Genomic DNA, 19,956 nt, shown 5'->3' on the forward strand with positions numbered 1-19,956 from the left:
AAATCGCATCGAGCTGTAGATTGCCGGAGTCTCTGGCCCCGAATTTAAGGGAACGGCGCGGAGGCGTTGCGATATGTTCGAATCAGCCTGATTCGCCTCCGCTTTGAGCTTCCGTCCCGGCGTGGCGAACGGCAATCAGTACCGTCACCGCGTTCAGATGGCTCTTGGGTCCCGGCCGCCACCCGCCGGGGCGGAAATTCGTAACCCGTCCGATGCTTCCCGGCTTTCGCTTCCTGTTTGCCGCGATCCTGCTGTCAACCTCCATCCTGGTGTTCGGCCTAGGTGCCGCCGCGCTGCTGCGGGCCACCCACGAGCAGTATGTCAGCAACCCCTCCTGGCGGAACGGCCCGCAGGAGAAGGTGTTTGCGCGGGCTTCCGAGCCGGCCCAGCCGGTGCTCGCGGCGCTCCGCGCCGAGCCCGAAGCGGCCGCCGAGCCCACGCCATCGCTGCGCGACCGGGTGCCGACCATCGGCTTGCCGGCGAACGAGCCCGAACAGGTGGCCGCCCTGACGACCGAGGCCGACGTGCCGCCGCAGGTCCCTGAGGCCGCGCCTCCGGCCGCCGAACCGGTGCAGGCCGAGGCCACGACGGAAGCCATCACGCCGGCTCCTGCCGACACACTCACCCCGGCCGACACAACGGCATCGATCCCCGAGCCCACGCCTGCCGTGACCGCCAGCGAACCGGCGCCGGCCGATCCCGGTGCCGCCCTCGCCTCCCCGGCGCCCGACATTGCCCCAGCCAAGGTGGCCGCGCTGAACGATCCGGCGGCGCCGGCCTTGAAGGATGCGCCCGCGAAGGCCAAGGGAGACGCGAAGGCGGACAGCAGCGCCCCGGATAGCAAGGCGACCAAGCGCCAGGCGAAGGCGAAGAAGCGGCACCGCATGGTGCAGCGTCCTCCGCCTCAGCAGTTGCGGCAGAGCTATGATCCGTTCGGCCAGCAGCAGATGCTGGCGACAACGGCCACGCGCACGCGCCAGTAAGGCTACGCCGGCCCGGTCGCGACCGGCGGGCCGCCGGCCTGGCCCCATTCCGACCACGAGCCGTCATAGAGCGCGGTGTCGGTGATGCCGAGGCGATAGAGTGCGAGCGTCAACACGCCGGCGGACACGCCCGAACCGCAGCTCGTCACGATCGGCGCATCGAGCCTGACGCCGGCGTTCGCGAAGGCGGCGCGGAGATCGTCGAGCGGCTTCATGGTGCCGGTCGCGGCATCGAACAGCTGATTGTAGGGCACGTTGCGGGCGCCCGGGATGTGGCCCGAGCGGATGCCCGCGCGCGGCTCGGGCGCGCGGCCCTCGAAGCGGTCGGCGGCGCGTGCGTCGATCACCTGCTCCTTGCTGCTTTCGACGTTGGCGATCAGCTGCTGCATGCTGCGCACGCGTTTTGAATCGTAGCTCGCCCTAAACGTCGCGGGCTTCGGCTTCACCTCGCCGCTCTCGACCGGACGCCCCTCGGCGCGCCACTTCTTCAGCCCGCCATTGAGGATGCGCACATTGCTGTGGCCAAAGGCCAGGAACATCCACCAGGCGCGGGGAGCAGCGACCCAGCCGCCGGCATCGTAGAGGACGACGGTGTCGGCATTGGAGATGCCGAGTTGGCCTGCATCGCGGCCGAACTGCTCGGCGCTCGGATACATGTGCGGCAGCGGGTTGGAATGATCCGACACCGCGTCGACGTCGAAGAACACGGCGCCCGGCAGATGCGCGGCGAGATAGTCGTCCTTCGGCAGCGGCAGCACGCCCGGCAGCTTGAAGCTGGCGTCGAGGATCTTGACGTTGGCGTCGTCAATGTGGGCGGCGAGCCATTCGGTGGAGACGAGGGGGTCGGTGGTCATTGGTCTTTCCTTGCAGTCATTCCGGTGCGCGTAGCGCGAGCGAGGTTGATACAGCGCGCGTCAAACTCCGCTGTCATCGCCCGGCTCGACCGGGCGATCCAGTACCCCGAGGCAGTTGTGATTCAACCGATAGGCCGCGGCGTACTGGATTCCCCGCTTTCGCGGGGAATGACGCCGGAGATTGGAGTGGCAGCGAAGCACCCCTCACCCCTTCTTCTTCGGCTCCCACTGCTCCACCGGACCGCCGGCATCGCGCCAGGCGGCATAGCCGCCGGCGATGTGGGCGACGGGCTTTAGGCCCATGTCCTTGGCGGTCTTCGCCGCGAGCGCGGAGCGCATGCCGCCGGCGCAATGGAAGACGAATTTCTTGTCTTCCTGGAAGATCGGTTTTGCGTAGGGGCTCTGCGGATCGATCCAGAATTCGAGCATGCCGCGGGTGCAGGCGAACGCGCCGGGGATGCGGCCGTCGCGCTCGATCTCGCGGGGGTCGCGGATGTCGACGATGACGACATCGCCGTTCTTGGAGATCTCGATGGCCTCCTTGGCGTTGAGCGTCTCGATCTCGGCATTGGCCTCGTCGATCAGCGCCTTGATGCCGCGGGTGATGGTCTGGGGCATGTGGTTCTCCCTCTTGTCGGCCTCTGCGCGGCCGTCCGGACTGACGGCGCGTACAGCTAGTGCGTCAATTCCTTCATCGCACCCTCGAGCCCCTCGATCGTGATCGGGTACATGCGGTTGGCGAAGATGCGTTTGATGATGGTGGTCGATTCCGAATAGTCCCAGTGCTTCTGCTGCACCGGATTGAGCCACACCGTATGCGGATAGGTGCGGATGATGCGGTCGAGCCAGACCGAGCCCGGCTCCTCGTTGACATGCTCGACCGAGCCGCCCGGCACCATGATCTCGTAGGGCGACATCGAGGCGTCGCCGACGAACACGACCTTGTAGTCGTGCGGGTATTTGTGCAGTACGTCCCAGGTCGGCGTGCGGTCGGTGAAGCGGCGCTTGTTCTGCTTCCACACGCCCTCATAGAGGCAGTTGTGGAAGTAGAAATACTCCATGTGCTTGAACTCGCTCTTCGCCGCCGAGAACAGCTCCTCGACCTGCTCGATATGCGAATCCATCGAGCCGCCGATGTCGAAGAACACCAGCAGCTTCACCGCATTGCGCCGCTCGGGCCGCATGTGGACGTCGAGATAACCGTGATTGGCAGTCTCGCGAATGGTGGTGTCGAGATCGAGCTCATCAGGCGCGCCGGTGCGCGCGAATTTGCGCAGGCGCCGCAGCGCCACCTTGATGTTGCGGATGCCGAGCTCGACATTGCCGTCGAGATCCTTGAACTCGCGCTTGTCCCACACCTTCACGGCACGGTTGTTGCGGTTCTTCTCCTGGCCGATGCGGACGCCTTCGGGATTGTAGCCGTGGGCGCCGAACGGCGAGGTGCCGGCAGTGCCAATCCACTTCGAGCCGCCCTGGTGCCGGCCCTTCTGCTCCTCGAGGCGCTTCTTCAGCGTCTCCATGAGCTTGTCCCAGCCCATGGCCTCGATCTGCTTTTTCTCCTCCTCGCTGAGGTATTTCTCGGCGAGCTTCTTCAGCCACTCCTCGGGGATCTCCGCCTTCTCCATGGCGTCGAGCAGGCTTTCCAGCCCCTTGAACACCGTGCCGAAGACGCGATCGAACTTGTCGAGGTTACGCTCGTCCTTCACCAGCGAGGTGCGCGACAGATAGTAGAAATTCTCGACCGAGTAGTCCGACAGGTCAGCGTCGAGCGCCTCCATCAGCGTGAGGTATTCGCGCAGCGTCACGGGGACCTGCGCATCGCGCAGAGAAGTGAAGAATTGCAGGAACATGGGTGACAGATTGCCCGTCGGGGGGCGAACGTCAAGGGGCCGAGCCCGCCGCGGGACGCTGGACCGGTCGGCTTTTTGCTCTAGAATTGACCGTCTCACGGGGTTGTTTTGGGGACGTTTGCAATGGGAATTCTCGCAGCGCTCATCATTGGCGCGATCGCCGGCTGGCTTGCCGGCAAGATTGTCCATGGGGCGGGATTTGGACTGATCGGCAACATGGTCGTCGGCATCATCGGCGCGCTGGTGGCGAGCTGGGTGCTGCCGCAACTGCATATTGCGCTGGCCACCGGCACGGTCGGCGCCATCGTGGATGCCACCATCGGCGCGGTGATTGTGCTCGTCATCCTTTCGCTGATAAAACGGGTCTGAAAGCCTGACCGAACCAGGAACGGCCGCCATGAGCGGCCGTTCCCATGTCGCGACCGGGGCAATGAAATTGGCAACGCCCGGGCCGACGACCAACAAGGACGCGCGATGAAATTTACCGGCACCAAGGACTATGTTGCGACCGACGATCTCAAGGTCGCCGTCAATGCCTCAATCGTGCTAGAGCGGCCGCTGCTCATCAAGGGCGAGCCCGGCACCGGCAAGACCGTGCTGGCGGAGGAAGTGGCGAAGGCGCTGAACGCGCCGCTTTTGACCTGGCACATCAAGTCCACCACCAAGGCGCAACAGGGCCTCTACGAATACGATGCGGTGTCGCGCCTGCGCGACAGCCAGCTCGGCGATGCCCGCGTCTCCGACATCAGGAACTACATCAAGCGCGGCAAGCTGTGGGACGCCTTCACCGCCGAGCAGCGACCGGTGCTCTTGATCGACGAGATCGACAAGGCCGACATCGAATTCCCGAACGACCTGCTCCTCGAGCTCGACCGCATGGAATTCCATGTCTACGAGACCGGCGAGACGATCAAGGCGAAGCAGCGCCCGATCATGATGATCACCTCCAACAACGAGAAGGAGCTGCCGGACGCCTTCCTGCGCCGCTGCTTCTTCCACTACATCAAGTTCCCCGACGCCGACACGATGGGCCGCATCGTCGACGTCCATTTCCCCGGCATCAAGAAGCGCCTGGTCGAGGAAGCGCTGCGCATCTTCTTCGAGGTGCGCGAGGTGCCCGGTCTGAAGAAGAAGCCCTCAACCTCCGAGCTGCTCGACTGGCTCAAGCTGCTGCTCAACGAGGACATGAGCGTGGAGCAACTGCGCGAACGCGACCCGCGCAAGCTGATCCCGCCGCTGCACGGCGCGCTGCTCAAGAACGAGCAGGACGTGCACCTGTTCGAGCGGCTGGCGTTTTTGAGTCGGAGGGAGGTTTGATCTGCCAGCGCGCAGAGACAACCTGACCGCAATTCCTACCGCTACTCTGGGCCGCGCTTCCCCGCGTCATCTCGGATTCGGATGACCGTCAAGGCGGAGCTGATAAACGAAATAGGTTGGGGTACAGAACCCGATCTTTCGGCTTCTCAAGTTATTCAACGCCGGGGCACTGACGTTGAACCTTGCACTCGTGACAAAATCCGGCATCTGCTGGCAAATATAGTCCTCGCGGCAAAACCGCGACGGCGAGCATGTGTTCAGGAGGCCGCGGCCGACGCCAGCGGCGAAAATGCCGCTGTCGAAATATCCCTTGGCCATCTGCTCAAAGCCCTTGCCTCCGACGATCGCGCAGATTTCCTCGGGCGCGCTGCCCGGCCGGATCACCGCCAGCGACGCCTCCTCGGGCTTGCAGGGACGCGTGACGCGGCCCAGCGGCACGCCGATCTTCGTTGGACGGCAGTTGTAGCCGTAGCCGCTCAATTTTCCTTCCGACAGCTTGTAGACGAGTTCTTCCTTGCTGACGCGGTCGCTGAACGCGCGCAGGTTGAAGCCGAGCGGGTTGTTGGCGGCGGTCTTCGCTGTGGAGTCCTCGATAACGTTTGAGCAGCAGCTCAAACCCGCGGCGACATTCTGTGCCGCGGCCACGCATTGGCCGAGATTGGAGGAAGTCGCAGCGTTCGTCACCAACGCCTGACAAGTGAGGTTACGCGTGGCATTGCAGCTCCATTTCGCGGCCTGCGCCAGATCCGCATTCAAAGGGCACGGCATGTTGTCGCCGGCGACAACATAGGCCGGATTTCCGCTCTCCCAGGCCGCCGGGGGTGCCGAAGGATGCGGGCGAAAACTGTTCGGCGCCTGACCGAGCGAAACCCGCTCGACATAGTCCTTGCGGCGAACAAGTTCCGCGTAGACATGGGGCGAGAACGGCAATTGCAACTCGTTGCCGTCAAGGGCGTTTCTGATGGCGTCCGCGTCGCGGCCGAAATCGAACCGGTCCACGCCGAGAACATGGAACCCGGCGGTCGAGGATGATTGATGGCAGCCCATGCAGGACGACGTGTTCAGGCGTTCGAGCAGACCCGCGCCGGATTGCACGAATTTTGGTGACCTCCCGGGGACACCCGCCGCCGCGACGATCCGTGCCGCCTGCTCGCTGCCGATTGCGAGATCGAAGGGACGATTGGCCATGCGCGCGCTGCCGGCAGTGGAAAAACTCAGCGCGATATCGGCCTCCAGGCTCTCCGGTATCCTGAAGGTGCCGTTGTCGATCTCGGCGATGTGGCCGGCGAGATAGTCCTGCAACTGCTTCTGCTTGGCGGGATCCTTCAGGATTGCCTGCACATCAGGCGTATTTTCCAGCCGTGTCGGCTGAAACTTGCCATCCCTCAGCGCGAAGATCCGCATCCAGTAGATCGCCTGTCCGGCGAATTTGCGGTTCTCCATGTTTTCGAGGTCTGATGGGAAGCGCACCACCTGCGCATTGATCTCCATCTGCTTGAAGATGAGTCGCGAAAAATCCAGCGGCCCCTGCAGCAGGCGTTGGGCAACCACTGCCGGATCGTCAGTATCGATCCCGGCGACGCGCCAGAGCGAGGCGACATCCTGGCAATTCCTGCCGTCATCCGCGTAACTGAACACCATGTTCACGGTGAACGGCATGCGCGACGCGTAAGTCTTGCCGTTCATCCTCACTTCGTAGCCGAGCCGGTAGATGAAGCGCAATTCGCCGCAATGCGCGGAATCGAAATCGCGGCGGTCCATCCGATTGACTACGCCCGACAGGAGAAACAATCCGTCGCTGGAACCGAGCCATCTCTCGTTAAACACGCGCGCAACATTGCCATTCAGCCGCAGCGTCTTGCCAGCGTCCGTTTTGGCCGACTTCGGGTCGTAGGTTTTCAGGATCTCCTTTTCCCAATCGATGCCAAGTCCCGCCGTGATACGCGTGATGTCGGCGGACATCACGGCAGCGAACTGCGCGTAGGTCCCACTGAATTGAGACAAATCGCTCGCCCGCGTCGGGCCGTCGGCGACCGCCGGCTGCGGCAGCTTTTGCGCGGCGTGAATTTTCCTGAACAGGGTCACCAGCGAAAGCGCGGATGAATTGTCATGATCGAGCACCGCGAGCAGAGGCCCCTGGCTGATCAGGGTCGTCACCTCTGCGGAAGCCCGGGGAGACTGGGCAAAGCAGGGAGAGATCGTGAGAATCAAGAGGCAGAGTATTGAGATGAAGCGCATCTGCTGTTTCTACTACGTCAAGGCACATCCTGCAATTTAAGGGTGAATGTCCCGAGGAGCCCGCGCTCGAGGAAAGAGGGAAAGCGCACGCTCTCCACATCGTCATTGCGAGCGCAGACACGCCGCAGCATCCTCGCGGCGCATTTCGCCCGAGCTTTGCTGTCTCCGTCACGCCCTCCAGGAAAGAGGGCGCAGGGAAGACCGGGTGCCGGCTGGCACCCACGGTCCGCTGTGCGAAAGCACACGCAGAAGAACTGCACAGCGGCATACAGGTAAAGCCAAACACACGGCCTTCCCTGCGCAGTGGTCGGACGGCGTATGCCGTGCTCTCCCGGGAGCCGAGTTCGTTCTGGCCTCCCTCACCCCTGCGAAAGTCGCCGACACCGCGCCGGTTGACGCAAATGCCGCATCCGCAAGAGCTTGACCGTAGCAACGACGGCCAGGACCACACGAACTTGCCGAGCGTTGCAGTTTCAAAGGCTTGCACTCCCAAACCAGCCCGATCGGGGACATGGGATCATTTGCGAATTGCCCCGTGTCCCAAACCTTGGCCTGCCCGGCATCCTATCCGGGCGGGCCGTTTCGTCGGCGCCGCGATGGCCCACCAAGCGGTGTACGAGTCGCTAGTGCGTCGGCGGGCGCCGCCGGCCCTTTCCCCGCCCCGATCGAAATAACGCATTACGGATGCCGCGCCCGGCCGCGCGGGGCCATCTAGCGCCCGGCCAGGCCAGCAAGCCCCTCACTGCAAATCGCGGTAGAGTTTGATCCCAATCATGAGCAGCGAGGCAGATGCAAGAACTAGCGGGCAGATAAGCGGCAGCTTTTCCAGCACAGCGATAACGGCTGAGCGTCCGATAGCAGTTCTTTTCACACGCGCGAAGCGCCAGCCTGCGACACCCATTCGGACAACTCCGTTTGGCCCCCAGCAGCGGCGGTCTGACTACTATCAGCGCGAAAGCGCTCGCCTGGCTATGACCAGCCGGGCCGGAACCTAAGTAAAGGTAAAGAAATCCTTTAAACTTTGCTGTGACGCTCGCGGCCCATCGCGATCAGGGCCAAAAACCTGCAGCAGTTGTTATGAGAAATCGGCTCGGCTTGAATGCTCCCATGGTTAGACTTCTGATGAGCGCCCGCCGAATTCTGTGAGTACCTGCGTTTTGACCCGCGCGCCGCACCCTTCTCTGCGTTAGCGTTTGCTCCCAGGGGATGGTGCGTCATGCAGCAGCTGCAACTCAATTTAAACGCCAATGGTGTCGCCGCACCCGCCCAGAGGGCGGCCTGGCAATGTAGCGAGATCGTCACGTTCTGCTTGCAGTCGGCGGCTGTTAGCGATCTTTCCAAGGAGCCAGAAATCGTCACGAACGCCATGAAGTACCGCTTCACGGGCCCCGAGATGACAGCAACCGAGCGATTTGACCTCTACGAGAATTGGCTGCTGGCCAAAGGCTTTCAGGAGTTGGCACGCGGTGTTCGCGAGACGCTCGAGGAGGCCGTCTTCTACATCGAATTACTAAAGAGCCCTCAGGTTCAAACGACGTGGGGAGAGCTTCAGGCAAAGGTCGCGGCGATTAGAAAGCGTGCGGGACGGCTGCTGTTTCCTGCCTTGCTCAATGAAGTCAACGCCGGTCTGACCGCGCCGCTTGCTTTCGGTGAGGAGTTCGCGTCCTTCCAAAAGGTTCGAAATTGTTTGGAACATAGGGCGGGCATCGTAGGTGACAACGACGTCGATGAAACAGGACACCTCACGCTGATTTTGCCTCGGCTCAAGATGTTCTACGTCAATCCGGCCGGCGTCGAAGTCGAACTTGCTGTGGGCACGGTCATTGAAGCGGACGAGCACACCGAGATGGTGGAAATCATGACGAAGCGGGAAAGCAGGCTTCGATCTTATGCCTGGGGCGAGAAGATCACCTTCAAATCTGCCGAGTTCAGCGAGATAGCGTTCGCCTGCAACCTGTTTGCAGGCGACTTGGCGACGAAGTTGCCGACTGCGCCCACTGCGCATGCCTGAGGTGCGGCCTAAAGTATTCATACGGTCAGATGGGGACTGGCTAGAATGCGTAAAAAGAGCGCTCGCGCGGCCGGACAGGGGATGGGTTGGTTTCTGCTAGGAGAAGATGGAGCCAAATATCGGCATGCGATTAATGAAATTCCTAAGCAAAGAGATCGCGGAGCCGCGATCATCGCGACATCAATTTTGGAAGATCATCTGCTCGATGCGATCCATTCACGCATCGAACGCCACGGTCCAACGGAGGCGAAGGTGTTCAACGGCTATGGCCCGCTAGCTACCTTTTCTGCTCGAATTGATATTGGTCTTCTACTGGGAATTTACACCGAGGAGGGACACAGAAGGCTGCATCTAATTAGACGGATTAGAAACAATTTTGCCCACAGCATGCAGCCGATCTCGTTTAAATCGCAGCGAAGCGAGTGCAATAAGCTGCGCATGACCAGCTCTTACCGTCAAATGAACGCGATGCTCGACGAGACCATCAACAAGGTGCAACCCCATCGAGTTCGTCTTGACATGTACCGCAGCACCACAAACCCTCGGACCCAATTCATTCGGGCCGTGCAGGACATGTGCTTCCTTCTTTGGGTGGAAACCCTTTCAGGGCACGCCGGCGGAGATTGGATAAAGGAAAAAGATCATGCAGCTCGCCTCGCAGCGTTAAAGGACGAGTAATAAGGGCACCGGCTGATGCCATGGTCGGCGCAGTTTGACGACCCGATCATGTTGCCGGACGGCAGCAAGCTGGTGACGCTGCGCGACGCCGCCACGCACATCACCGAGCTGCCGAAGGTCGAGCACGACGCGGACGAATGGCAGGCCGCGATGACGCTGTTGCTAGTCGCGGAGCGCAACGGCCCTGCGATGATGGCGCGAATCGGGATGATGAGGGCGTTGAATCGGCGCGACATGAAGGCGACGCCAGCGACGCGACGACAGCGCGCAAAAGTCTTTCGGATCGTTCGGTGATCGAGCTCACCCTGTGAATAACCGGGACAAGCGTCCCAATCCCTTTGTGCTGCTGCTACCCTGCATTGTGCTGCCCTGAGGATTCACTCAGTTGATCTATCAACCTGCAGGGCTTTACGTCCGTTTAAGGAAATCAGAGATGCCTGATTATAAGTGTGACATTTCGTTCACCTGCCCGAAGTGCGGAGCAAAGGTGATCGACCGGATTGATGTGCCGGAGCCGTATTGGATGGCCGACCGCGCATCCGATATGACCGCCGAAGGCGATCTCGATCTAGAGTGCCGTAACTGCGATGAGATGTTTGCGGCCAGTGTGATCAATAATGCCGGAGATTGCGACATTAAAATCCACGATCACCCGCTAGTGACAGTTGATGCCGACACCGCCTTTTATGATGGCTCGGACGAGGATGACTGGGAAGAACCAGAGCCTCCGGACAACGCCTTTTCGGTGTTTATGCGATCACATCGCGAGACATGGATCATGCTGAAAGAGAACGCACTCCCTGCCGACGGGAGCAGCTTGATGAACCGAATGGTATTTGCTCACCAGATCTCGGCGATGGAAGCATTTCTTGCCGACACCGCGATAATTCACGTCACAACCAAACCAGATGCCATGAACCGGTTACTCGAAGAAGACGCTGATCTAAAGAAAGAGAAATTCAATCTCGCAGAGATCGCGGCTGATCCGAACCTTGTCCGCAAGACGGTAATCGAACATCTACGTTCTCTCATGTATCATAATATTGCGCGAGTGCGCGTTCTATACCAGACGGTCTTAAACATTGATCTGTTCAAGTTGCTCAGCAAGGACGAACTCGAGACATTGATGCGAGCAGTGATCTATCGACATGACTGCGTTCATCGTAACGGTCACACCAAAGATGGTGAAAAGTTAGCGGTGTTCACTCCAGAATATGTCGAGAAAATTGCTGGGATCGCCCACTCTCTGGTGGATGGAATTGAAAAGAAGCGCATAATTGACGGCTTCCAGGCGACGATTGACGCTATTACTTTGAGGCGGTCGGGGACATAAATTGAGAATGCGACCGCGAGCGCTTTGTTGGGTGGCGGCTATATGTGCCGATCCAGGCGGCTGGTTGGGCGCGGTCATTCGTTCACCGCGCGCGGCACGCCGTAGCCGGCTTGCCGCTGCTCGGCCTCAAGCTCGGCGACGCGCTTTTTCAGCCGCGCGTTCTCTTTCAGCGCATTGGCGCCGCGACGTTGCGCGGCGTCCTGCTTTGCCCATTCGCGCTGCATAAAGGCGTCGCGCTCCCTCTGCGAGGCCCGGACGGCGCGGATGCGCGCGGCGAGCCCGGCAAAGAAGCTGTTTCTGGCGGCGGTCCGTGCGGTGACGCTGTGGTCCTCCAGTGCGACCACCAAACCGCTGATCAATGCCCACGCCACCGCCATCGAAATGTGGGACATCTCCCGTTGGCATTGCCTATCGTAGTCGCTGAGCAATTGCAGCAGATCACTGGTCGAGGCGATGGTGCGGATCGGGAAGTCGTTGCTCATCGCGCCCTCCCGTCACCATGTCACGTTGTCGATGTAAGCGACGCGGCCGGTGCGCGTCATGGTCCAGCCGCAGTCCGTGATCATGCGCACCGCGATGGCGTTGGTCTGAAACAGGCTTCTCGCGGGCGCGGCGACGGTGGCCGGGCTTCCCGCCGTGCCGATTGGCAGCGGCGTGGTGTCTTCCTCGTGCAGCAACGCCTCGGTGGTCGTCATGATGTCGGGCGTGTCGCCCTCGCCGGAGGCGAAATTGGCGGCATCGATCATGATCAGCCGTTTGCTCGGCACGGACGGTGCCGCCACGATCGCCAATTGCGGGCCGTCATCCTGCACGCTGAGCACAATGCCGCCGGTCAACGACAGCAGCACGATCAGCGCGCTCGTGCTCGACATGATCAAGGTCGGTGCGATCAACGGCCCGGTGGCTTCGATCGCGGCGGCCAATGTTCTGACATCGCCAGCCAGTGCAGCGAGACCGCCGCTGGCCGTGGGCGCGCTGGCGGTGACGCCGTTCAAGATGCCGGCGGGCCGGATCGCGGTGGCGGGGTTGGCGTCAAGCAGAATGCCATCGAGCGCGGTCGTCGTATCGGCCGCCATCACGTCCCTGATCAGTTGCTCGATGTCGACCGCGCTGCGGTTCAACATTTCGCCGGTGAATTCCGAGATCACCGCCGCTTTCTTCCGCGTCAGCGCCGTGTTGGCGACGGCGGCTTGCCGGATCGGGATCGGCTGGCCCTCGCCCACGAAAGCCGGCGCGAGCGTCGGTGATGGCGATCGGGTCGGCACCTTGACGGAGCCATGGCCGGCAAGATCGGCGCGGATTGTGGCGGGCAGTTGCGAGAGTTGGCTATAGGCACTTCGCGGTGCGATGATCGGCAACACGCCGAGCACGGTCGGCGTCACCAATTCGCTCGCCCAGCCGACGACCGTGGTCTGCGCCGGCGCCACCGCAGCCTTGCTGATGACGCTGCCCGGCGCGTGGATCGCGGCAGTCACACTTCTGTCGTAGGGAAACAACTCGGCCGCGACCGCGAATGGCGTGGTCTTGTGCTGGACCGCGAGCACACGGCACATCACCGATCGCGCCAGCACATCGCGCGGCGACGGTCCGTTGCCCCGCGAAAGCCGCGCGGTCAGTTTCGAGATTTGCGATTGGATGTCAGTGAGCTGGCGGCGCTGCTCGAAATGTTCGGTCGTGCTCATGGCTGTGCCCTCGGCGTTGTGGCCGTGCAAATCATTGCGGGCTATAGCCATGCCTCGGATCGTGGGTGTCTTGCCGGCGTCCCGGAAACCGCGATCCAATGCGCGCACAGATTCTCTGCCTGATCGGGGCCGGGCGCAAGAGAGAAGCCAAGATGCCCGGATCATGCCAGGACAGCACCAGTATCTGCTTGAATCCGATGTCCGCTTATCCCCTAACAGCGGCGCAGAAGCGGACATCGCAAGAGGTCCGAGAAGGCCATGTGTGGACGTGCCGTCGCGCCGTCCGGGCAGCTATGTGTCTTATTTCACAGTCGGGGACGATGTGCAGTGCTAGTCTCGTCTACGAGAACCGGCAGAATGCTTGTGGAGCATCAAGCCATGCAAAGCAAAAGCGTCGGTGAACACGATCCAGAGGTGGTCTTCCGCGATGGCGTTGCATATGTCCGCAACGTTTCTTCTGCGCAAGAAAGAACTTCGATGCCCCGGGATCTCATCCGAGACCCTCCCGAATGGGTGCAGGCACTTGTTGGCAAGTCTGCCTCGGTCACGGAGTTTCTGGCGGTTCTGGGCGCTCGGGCGCGAGACGCCCGTACCATGGATCAGCGTAAAGAACTCTTCACGGTGTTCGAGCAGTTCGCTCTGTGGCGAGAAGGTCGGGACGCCGCTGACCTCATTCTCGGCCCAGACTTCGCCTACAAACTGACGCTCGACTACGAACCGCATGTCGCCGCGCCCGCCGGGTTAAGGGATCCGGCCATCATTGTTTCCCCCGCCGACGTTCCAGTAATATTTCCAGGCGCCACCAATGCGGGCGTCTGGCTCAATCCCTGGCAAGATGAATTCGTCTGGCCCGAAAAAGAGCTGCGATCGCGCCATATCGATCGTCGGATATCCCAAGTGTGGCTTAACAATTGGCGTCCCTTCGTCGAGCTGTTCCTGTTCGACGGCCCCGACCTGCAAGGCCGGATGGCGCGCTTCGCCCGGGTGTGGACACCGAACGCCGATTTGCCGATCGAACTCGACGAGCAGTCGTTGCGGGGTCAGGCGCGCAGCCTGCTCGGCGGCGAGTTCAACACGTCCGGCCGTCGCTTCAGCGCATCCGCGCGGCTCAGTCAAGCAGCAGAGCAGTGCTTCGCAAGCGCGGTGGCAGCTTCTGCTTACGGCACGGCGACCTTGACGCGCGCCCCCCAATTCTCTTGGGACGGCTACGACCGCTGGCTGAGAGTACCGTCGGGCAATAAGAGAGCCGCATTGCGCGTTCGATGGGATTTCCAAATCGACGACATCGAATACGGAATCACGGTTGGAACAATGACTGCCGAAAACACATTTTGGTGCCCTGGCGATTTGCGTCCCATCCAATGGGAGGGAGCCTTGATCTCGAATGATGTTCCACCTCCTTGGCGAGGCGGCTTTCATGATATCGAGCCGCCAAGCCGCTGGAGAATGCTCCTGATTTACAAAGTCGCTATCGAGTTTGGTAGGCAACTCCAGGGTCTTCTTCTTGACCTTGCCGGTTCACCCCCGAATTCGATGCTCGTCTTGCCCGGCCAATCGACGGCAATTCCTCAGGCACCTCAGCATGACCTCAGAGAGGTCGGGCAGACCACCGACGACGCGACAATCGTGTTCTTTCCTTAGGGCATGACTGTAAGCGACGGCACAAGATGATGACGGGCTATGTCCGTGTTCGGGTCAAAACCGGCAGCGAGCAGAATCTTTCTGCTTGGAGCCCGAAAGCCGAAGGGAAATCATTCTCTGCTTCGAGCCTTCCTCACCGCGCCGTTCCATGGCTGAGCAGCTCCGCGCCTCATTCCGAGGCCAGCAAAAGGAGCCCAACATGCCGAAGCCCACGCCGCTCAGCGCCGCCGAGATCAACGCCATCCAGGGCGCCAAGCAGTTTCAAACCTCGATCCTGATCGGGCGCGGCAAGTATCGCTCGGCGCTGCATCCATCGCTCGCCGCAGCGCGCGTGGCCGCGCCGCAGATCGAGGCCGAGGTCAACAATGGCCGGCGCTGCATGGTCCATGCGATCGATCGGGCGACCGAGAAGGCGATCTTGGTGCCGGTCGGATTCGATCCGGCCGCGCCGGTCGCGGCCAAGGCCGAGAAGCCGGCTAAGCCGAAGGCATCCGCGAAGCCCGCGAAGGCCACCAAGCCGAAGGCCGGCAGCAAGTCCGACATCGCGGTGAAGATGCTCGGGCGCAAAGGCGGCGCGGCGCGGAAGGCGATCGTCGCGGCCTGCGGCGGCTGGCAAGTCGATCTCAAGCAGCTTTGCGCGCGGCGCGGGTTGAAGTTGAAGCGGCTCGCGGATGGCAATTTCATCGCTTCCTGAATTTTTGGAGCGTACATCGGCCGTGTACGCTCCATCAGCATCAGTGCCCTACCCGGACGAGACCCCGCCTCATGGGCGGGGTTTTTCGTGGCGGGTCGTCGGCGGTCCCTCGCCGGTCGCGGGCGGTCCCGAGGGGGTTCCGGGAAGTCAATTTTGCGAATCCGCACGCGAAATTTGCGCGCCGATCGTGGCCGAGGGGCGGCGGGGAGTTCGCTCCCGGCCCCCGGAGCATGAGATCGGCACGGCGCATTCGGCGCATTTCTCATATAGTTCACGGATTCAATTTGAGAGCTCTATAAGAATATGCGCCGTAGTGCGCCGTGTGCCGTACCATCAATCCGATGTCCCGACGCGGCCAAGGTGGTAACCACGGTCGCGGGAATAGTTGCCGCATGATAATCTGGCGGCATGGCAAAGCGCAGCAGAAGGCTAGTGGGTTTGGCGGCCACAATAGTCGAGGCCGAGGCAGTCGCCTTTGCGCGCGTCTGGATCGGCCGGCAGCTCCAAGGGCCTTTCCTCGATTCGGCGCATGGGATGCTCGACCCGGCAGCGTCCCATTGGTTTGTGCGCCGGCTCATCAGGCAATTCGTGGAATCGAGCTCGCTCAATGCAGCTAGGATCGTCGAGTCCGCCGTGCACGGATGCGGCGAGGCGGACATGGCCCTGCGCGAGATCATCACCGACAAGCTCGATCGTGGCGAGCCGCTCGGCGCCGTGCTCGCCGCCTACAATGTCCGCCTGATCCATCCCGACATTGTCCGCGTCCGAGGCAAGTCGAAAGTCACTAACCTGTTACAGGACGTTATGATCGCAGGGTTGGTGCTGGAATTGATCGAGCGATTTCCGCCATTGAAGCCGACTCGCAGCCAAGTCGGCAGGAAGACATGCCCGTCAGCATGCAGTATTGCTGCGGCAGCACTTGCGCAATCGGGATTGCATCGCGGTGAAGAGCGAGCGGTGCAGGTGATCTGGCAACGCTACTCACCTGCTCTGTTGCATGGCTATGGGTGGCCCAACCGGGGAACCCGGTCGCTGGGCTTCGAGCCTGAGTCCGGGTCCGGCAAAACGTTCTAAAATGATAGCTCGAATGAATTGAAACCAACGCCTGCGGAAAATGTGATGAATGGGTGTCGGCTGAACCCAGCCGGCAAACACAACGGCCGGTCTGCGCTAAGGCAGTCCGGCCGGAATGCTTTTTGAGTGTCTGATACGCCTCAAATATTCCTGTCGTGGCTTCTGCGCAAGCCGGCTTTCACCCGAGGGAGCCGACCCATGCCACAAGTTAGCGCGATCTTTTCAAGCCAGATCTATCGCGGCAGCAATCTTCCCGCCGAAGGAAAGGCGGTCCTGATTGAGGACTGGCACGAGGAGCAGTTGTGGGGACGAGACTGCTATCTCCTCGATCTGGTGGACGATCCTCTCGTGCTACAGCTCACAAGTACTCTAGCGCGAGACATCGAGCAGATTCTCGGCACCGGCGAGATCGAGGATTGGGCGGAACGCTGGATCACAATCTATCCTGTAACAAAGACGATGCCTGATCGCGACACCGGCAAGGAGAAGACGATCTGCATGATCCGCGCCCGCGCCTGCGACAAGGATCAGGGGCCGCGGCGGCGCCCGCGCAAGGATATGCCCGACGATGGCGTCCCGTTTTGAGCGGGGTGTAGTCCATGACCGACGACGATCCCGACGTAATCAATCTCGCAAGAGCGCGACGCGGCAAATGGCAGAACGATTGCATCAAGAGCGATAGCGGAAGGCCGCTGCCGATCATCGCCAATGCATTGCTGGCATTGCGGCGCGACAGCGGACTGCAGGACGCTTTCGCTCATGACGCGATGACACGAACGACGATGCTGATGCATCCGATCGGCAGCCCCATGGCGCCATTCGAGCCGCGCGCCGTCATCGATGAGGATGTCGCCTACGCGGCCGAATATTTGCAGAAGGCTGGGCTCAAGCAGGTCGGCAGCGGCGTCGTGCGTGATGCTATCGCTGCCCGCGCGCTCGAAAACTCCTATCATCCCGTGCTCGATTATCTCGATCGTCTGCAATGGGACGGTCGGAAGCGCGTCGACTTCTGGCTCACCACCAAACTTGGCGCCGACCCAACCGACTACACGATGGCCGTTGGCCGCATGTTCCTAATCGCCATGGTGGCGCGGGTGTGCGAGCCTGGCTGCAAATGCGACCACATGATCGTACTTGAGGGACCGCAAGGCGCCATGAAATCGGCGACCTGCGCCGTCCTCGGAGGGCCTTGGTTCTCGGACGCGTTGCCAGACGTCGGCAGCGGAAAGGACGTCAGCCAGCATCTGCGCGGTAAGTGGCTCATCGAAGTCAGCGAAATGCACGCCATGAACAGGGCCGAAGCGACGTTGCTCAAAAGCTTCATCACGCGACAGGTCGAAAAATACCGCCCAAGCTATGGTCGCTTCGAGGTCGAGGAACCTCGCCAATGCGTATTCATCGGCACGACGAACCGCGAAGCATATTTGCGCGACGAAAGCGGCGGCCGCCGGTTCTGGCCGGTTAAGACCGGGGTCATCGACATCGACAGCTTGGTCGAAGATCGCGACCAACTGTTTGCCGAAGCCGTGCACCTCTATCGACTAGGTATCGCATGGTGGCCGGATCGCGCGTTTGAGCACGGCTACATCAAGCACGAGCAGGAAGCACGCTTTGAAGCCGACGCCTGGGAAGAGTCAATTGCGGAATTCCTCGCCACGCGAAGCAAGGTGACGATCGGTGAGGTTGCCAAGTTTGCCCTGTTCTTCGACGCGTCGAAGATCGGCACCGCCGATCAGCGCAGAATAGCGGCAATTCTGGAATTGCTGGGGTGGCATCGCCTGCCGAAGGACAGTCAGGGGAAAAGGCTCTGGTCCCGTGAGTGACGACCCATTGAATGATCACCTGATGACGATCGATAGGAATCGCCGAGCGCATCGCGAAGAAGTTAAAGCCGGAATGAAGCGCATGGGAGCGAAACCATGGTCAGGCAACGCGACATCAAGGCGGCCGTCCGGGCGGTGACGAATGCCGGCTTTCCGCTGCGGGAGCTGCGGGTCGGCCCTGATGGCTCAATCATCGTCGTGGCCGGTACCGATCTTCTGCCAAGCGCCGACGCCGCCGCGATCGCCAAAGAGGTCGCCGAATGGGAGCGCCTGATAGCAGGGGACGGCCCGGTGAAAAGCCTTCCAGCGACGAATCCGGTTTGGGAATCTCCGCCCGATCGGGGCGTGGCGCCCCGCGCAAAGGGGAAACCGCGACAATGAAGCTCAGACTAAAACTGCCGAAATATATCGATCGCTTCGTCGATCGGCACGGCAAGGCGCGTTACTACTACCGGCGCGGGCAAGGGCCGCGTATCCCGCTGCCCGATCTGCCATGGAGCCCGGAATTCATGGCGAGCTACGCGCTGGCCGCGTCGGGCCAGGGTGCCATGCCGAAGGGCACGCACGCGATCCTGCCGGGCAGTGTCGAGGCGGCGATCATCCGCTACCTCGCCAGCAACGACTGGAAGCAACAGGCCCAAACTTCGCGCGAATTGCGCAAGCCGATCATGGAGCAGTTCCGCATCAAGTACGGCACCGCCAAGATCCGGGCGCTGCGGCGCAGCCATGTGCAGCAGATCATCGCGAACAAGTCGCCGAGCGCGCAAAGCAACTGGCTGAAAGCCTTGCGTCATTTTACGTCGTGGGCGCTGCGAGAGAACCTGATCGCGGCCGATCCATGTGCCGGCGTGCAGACCGCGCGCAAGCCGCAGACCGGCGGCTTCATGACGTGGACCGAGACGCATGTCGCGACCTATCGCACCAAGTATCCGCTCGGCGGCAAGCCGCGCCTCGCCCTCGAACTGATGCTGAACCTCGGCGTGCGCATTTCCGATGCCCGCCAGATCGGCCCGCAGCACATCCAGAACGGCGTGCTCACCGACTACCAGCCGCAGAAGGGCCGCACCACGAACGGCCATTTCATCAACGTGCCGGTGCATGGAGATCTCGCCAAAGCCATCGCGGCCATGAAAGTCACGGGCGCGACCAGCTTCCTCGTCACCAGCGAGGGGAATGTCTACACCGCCAAGTATCTCGGCCAGCACATACGCGAATGGTGCAACGACGCCGAACTGCCCGAATGCACCAGCCACGGCCTGCGCAAGCTCTGCTTGGTCCGCCTCGCCGAGGCCGGCTGTTCCCCGTTCGAGATCATGTCGATCTCGGGCCACAAGAACCTCAGGGAGGTCGAGACCTACACCGCCGCCGCCTCCCGCAAGAAGCTGGCCCTGATCGCGATGGCCAAGCGCGCCGGCATCACCCTCGACGCCGCGCTCCCGCTCGACAAGCTGCGCGAAGCCTATACCGCCGGGACTGGCGCCCAGCCGGTGATCGCCGAGACCGCAGCGTGAACGAACCATCCCAAACCGGTCCATCGCGGTTTGGGGATAGCGTCTGAAACATCAACAATTTCAGCAGTGAGAAACCAAGAGGCAAAACCCACACGGTTTTGCCGTACGCACACAGCGCCGCTCGTCCGCACGAAGCCTCAGGGCTCACGGAGAGCAATCCGCCCTGCCCTTAGCCTCTCGCGCCCGACGCTGCCGCGTCCACCGCAACCCGGCCCGCGTTTCGAACGACTCGCGAACCGCCCCTCTTCCATGGGCCGGGCTGTTTCG

General features: G+C 61.7%; 21 protein-coding genes. 14 read left to right on the forward strand and 7 right to left on the reverse strand.

The window, feature by feature from the left end; genetic code table 11:
• Window positions 1–212: 212 nt before the first annotated feature.
• Window positions 213–983: a hypothetical protein gene (locus ABIA90_RS21530; RefSeq protein ID WP_354119469.1), complete on the forward strand. Its 771-nt coding sequence runs from the start codon at window positions 213–215 to the stop codon at window positions 981–983.
• Window positions 984–985: 2 nt separating this feature from the next.
• Here the strand turns inward: ABIA90_RS21530 and sseA are convergent, their stop codons facing one another.
• The 3 genes from sseA to ABIA90_RS21545 all read right to left on the reverse strand — a co-directional run bounded on the left by sseA (window position 986) and on the right by ABIA90_RS21545 (window position 3,687).
• Entirely contained in the window at window positions 986–1,837 is an 852-nt protein-coding gene (gene sseA / locus ABIA90_RS21535) for a 3-mercaptopyruvate sulfurtransferase (RefSeq protein WP_354119468.1), read from the reverse strand.
• Window positions 1,838–2,041: 204 nt separating this feature from the next.
• On the reverse strand, window positions 2,042–2,455 hold the full coding sequence (locus tag ABIA90_RS21540) for a rhodanese-like domain-containing protein (protein WP_028152329.1): 414 nt from the start codon (window positions 2,453–2,455) through the stop codon (window positions 2,042–2,044).
• A gap of 56 nt (window positions 2,456–2,511) precedes the next feature.
• Window positions 2,512–3,687: a vWA domain-containing protein gene (locus tag ABIA90_RS21545; protein WP_028156289.1), complete on the reverse strand. Its 1,176-nt coding sequence runs from the start codon at window positions 3,685–3,687 to the stop codon at window positions 2,512–2,514.
• 123 nt (window positions 3,688–3,810) lie between these two features.
• Between ABIA90_RS21545 and ABIA90_RS21550 the strand changes: the two genes are divergently transcribed.
• Entirely contained in the window at window positions 3,811–4,056 is a 246-nt protein-coding gene (locus ABIA90_RS21550) for a GlsB/YeaQ/YmgE family stress response membrane protein (RefSeq protein ID WP_063981466.1), read from the forward strand.
• A 105-nt stretch (window positions 4,057–4,161) separates the two neighbouring features.
• A complete protein-coding gene (locus tag ABIA90_RS21555; protein ID WP_063981465.1) occupies window positions 4,162–5,004 on the forward strand; it encodes an AAA family ATPase in 843 nt (280 codons plus the stop codon).
• A 66-nt stretch (window positions 5,005–5,070) separates the two neighbouring features.
• Here the strand turns inward: ABIA90_RS21555 and ABIA90_RS21560 are convergent, their stop codons facing one another.
• Both ABIA90_RS21560 and ABIA90_RS21565 read right to left on the reverse strand, forming a co-directional pair.
• The gene (locus tag ABIA90_RS21560) at window positions 5,071–7,161 is read right to left on the reverse strand and encodes a hypothetical protein (RefSeq protein WP_354119467.1); all 2,091 of its coding nucleotides are present in this window, start codon (window positions 7,159–7,161) and stop codon (window positions 5,071–5,073) included.
• An 820-nt stretch (window positions 7,162–7,981) separates the two neighbouring features.
• Window positions 7,982–8,143 (reverse strand): hypothetical protein, encoded by a 162-nt coding sequence (locus ABIA90_RS21565; protein WP_354119466.1) that lies wholly within the window; start codon window positions 8,141–8,143, stop codon window positions 7,982–7,984.
• Window positions 8,144–8,458: 315 nt separating this feature from the next.
• Here ABIA90_RS21565 and ABIA90_RS21570 point away from each other — a divergent pair, with 315 nt between their 5' ends.
• From ABIA90_RS21570 to ABIA90_RS21585, 4 genes are all read left to right on the forward strand, one after another.
• Window positions 8,459–9,253 carry a hypothetical protein gene (locus ABIA90_RS21570; protein WP_354119465.1) on the forward strand — a complete coding sequence of 265 codons (795 nt, stop codon included), beginning with the start codon at window positions 8,459–8,461 and terminating at the stop codon, window positions 9,251–9,253.
• 45 nt (window positions 9,254–9,298) lie between these two features.
• Window positions 9,299–9,931: a hypothetical protein gene (locus ABIA90_RS21575; protein WP_354119464.1), complete on the forward strand. Its 633-nt coding sequence runs from the start codon at window positions 9,299–9,301 to the stop codon at window positions 9,929–9,931.
• 15 nt (window positions 9,932–9,946) lie between these two features.
• Entirely contained in the window at window positions 9,947–10,225 is a 279-nt protein-coding gene (locus tag ABIA90_RS21580; protein WP_354119463.1) for a hypothetical protein, read from the forward strand.
• Between the two features lie 139 nt (window positions 10,226–10,364).
• Window positions 10,365–11,264 carry a hypothetical protein gene (locus tag ABIA90_RS21585; protein WP_354119462.1) on the forward strand — a complete coding sequence of 300 codons (900 nt, stop codon included), beginning with the start codon at window positions 10,365–10,367 and terminating at the stop codon, window positions 11,262–11,264.
• A 74-nt stretch (window positions 11,265–11,338) separates the two neighbouring features.
• Here ABIA90_RS21585 and ABIA90_RS21590 read toward each other — a convergent pair whose 3' ends face one another.
• Both ABIA90_RS21590 and ABIA90_RS21595 read right to left on the reverse strand, forming a co-directional pair.
• Window positions 11,339–11,746 (reverse strand): hypothetical protein, encoded by a 408-nt coding sequence (locus ABIA90_RS21590; RefSeq protein WP_354119461.1) that lies wholly within the window; start codon window positions 11,744–11,746, stop codon window positions 11,339–11,341.
• Between the two features lie 12 nt (window positions 11,747–11,758).
• Window positions 11,759–12,946 carry a phage major capsid protein gene (locus tag ABIA90_RS21595; protein ID WP_354119460.1) on the reverse strand — a complete coding sequence of 396 codons (1,188 nt, stop codon included), beginning with the start codon at window positions 12,944–12,946 and terminating at the stop codon, window positions 11,759–11,761.
• 378 nt (window positions 12,947–13,324) lie between these two features.
• Between ABIA90_RS21595 and ABIA90_RS21600 the strand changes: the two genes are divergently transcribed.
• From ABIA90_RS21600 to ABIA90_RS21630, 7 genes are all read left to right on the forward strand, one after another.
• Window positions 13,325–14,587 (forward strand): hypothetical protein, encoded by a 1,263-nt coding sequence (locus ABIA90_RS21600; RefSeq protein ID WP_354119459.1) that lies wholly within the window; start codon window positions 13,325–13,327, stop codon window positions 14,585–14,587.
• A gap of 199 nt (window positions 14,588–14,786) precedes the next feature.
• The gene (locus ABIA90_RS21605; RefSeq protein ID WP_354119458.1) at window positions 14,787–15,281 is read left to right on the forward strand and encodes a hypothetical protein; all 495 of its coding nucleotides are present in this window, start codon (window positions 14,787–14,789) and stop codon (window positions 15,279–15,281) included.
• Between the two features lie 408 nt (window positions 15,282–15,689).
• Window positions 15,690–16,355: a hypothetical protein gene (locus tag ABIA90_RS21610; protein WP_354119457.1), complete on the forward strand. Its 666-nt coding sequence runs from the start codon at window positions 15,690–15,692 to the stop codon at window positions 16,353–16,355.
• 126 nt (window positions 16,356–16,481) lie between these two features.
• Complete coding sequence (locus ABIA90_RS21615) at window positions 16,482–16,940, forward strand: hypothetical protein (protein ID WP_354119456.1); 459 nt, start codon at window positions 16,482–16,484, stop codon at window positions 16,938–16,940.
• A 14-nt stretch (window positions 16,941–16,954) separates the two neighbouring features.
• Entirely contained in the window at window positions 16,955–18,178 is a 1,224-nt protein-coding gene (locus tag ABIA90_RS21620; protein WP_354119455.1) for a virulence-associated E family protein, read from the forward strand.
• Window positions 18,179–18,274: 96 nt separating this feature from the next.
• On the forward strand, window positions 18,275–18,559 hold the full coding sequence (locus ABIA90_RS21625) for a hypothetical protein (protein ID WP_354119454.1): 285 nt from the start codon (window positions 18,275–18,277) through the stop codon (window positions 18,557–18,559).
• Window positions 18,556–19,689 (forward strand): tyrosine-type recombinase/integrase, encoded by a 1,134-nt coding sequence (locus ABIA90_RS21630; RefSeq protein WP_354119453.1) that lies wholly within the window; start codon window positions 18,556–18,558, stop codon window positions 19,687–19,689. The genes ABIA90_RS21625 and ABIA90_RS21630 overlap by 4 nt, the downstream gene beginning before the upstream one ends.
• Window positions 19,690–19,956 lie beyond the last annotated feature (267 nt).

The organism is Bradyrhizobium sp. LA6.8, from assembly GCF_040547935.1.
Classification (GTDB): Bacteria; Pseudomonadota; Alphaproteobacteria; order Rhizobiales; family Xanthobacteraceae; genus Bradyrhizobium; species Bradyrhizobium barranii.